Genomic DNA, 1,019 nt, shown 5'->3' with positions numbered 1-1,019 from the left:
GCCCCACCCCCAACGCAGCCACCGAAACCGCAACCCCAACCCGTCGCCTCACAACGTCCTCCCACCATCCCAGCAAGCGCTTACTAGCCGCGAACCCTACGCGCCGGAATGCGCATGCACACCCCCTCCCCGGTTCCGGAACTTGAGGTGTACCGAAGAACGGGTAGTGGTCGGCAGAACAGCACGAACCACCGGCGTGCTCACGCTCCCAGGCACCGACCCGCAGTGACCACTACCCGTTGGTCCGTACACCTTCACCCGCCGAACTGTTGCCGACGGGCTCACTCGCGGCGCACGCTGGCGCCAGGCGTGCCCCAGCCCGGCGGCCCCGACCACTACATGTCGTTCCCAACCATCTCCCGCCGCGCAGTCCCTCCAACGGACAGGACCTATACGCCGGCCGCCGTGCCTGGCAAGACACCGCCTCCGGCGGCAGACCTTTGGCGCCTGCGGCGCACCCGCCTCACGCAGTCCCGCCTGCGGCATCCGGCGAGCAACTGCGGTCGTGGAGCACCTGCAGGCAACTGTGGTTCGGCGCCCGAGCGCGTAGGTAAGGACACGTGGTGGTGCCGCCGCAGGCGATCTCGTGGCTGGCTGCAGGCGTGAGCTTGCCCGGCGGCCCGACTACTACGTGTCGTTCCCGACGATCCCCGGTCGGGCAGATCCTCCGACGGACAGGACGTATACGCCGGTTGCCCTGCCTGGGCGGCAGCGGTGAGCGTGGTGCTCAGGCCCAGTGGGGCTATACGTCCTGTCGTTGCGGGGATCGGGTTTGGAGGAAGGCGGTGATGGCTTGGGTGGCGGGGGTGGTTTGGTCGGTGAAGAGTCGGTGGCCGGCGTTGTTGATGACTACCAGGTCGGCGTTGGGGATGGCGGCGGCCAGGGCTTTGCCGGCTGAGAGGGGGACGAGGCGGTCCTCGCGGCCGTGCAGGACGAGGGTGGGGAGGTTCAGTTGGTGGAGGTCGGTGTGGCGGTCCCAGGGGGTGGCGGCCAGGAGTTGGCTGCGCATGCATTCGGGG

The 1,019-nt window shown here is 68.9% G+C and carries 1 protein-coding gene; it reads right to left on the bottom strand.

Annotated features, from left to right (window positions below; translation table 11 throughout):
* Positions 1-742 precede the first annotated feature (742 nt).
* On the bottom strand, positions 743-1,019 hold a 277-nt coding region (locus E1261_RS44910; protein ID WP_132416504.1), incomplete at its 5' end, for an alpha/beta fold hydrolase.

The sequence above is a fragment of the Kribbella albertanoniae genome (genome assembly GCF_004348455.1).
GTDB classification, from domain to species: domain Bacteria; phylum Actinomycetota; class Actinomycetes; order Propionibacteriales; family Kribbellaceae; genus Kribbella; species Kribbella albertanoniae.
This window is presented reverse-complemented; position numbering and strand designations above follow the sequence as displayed.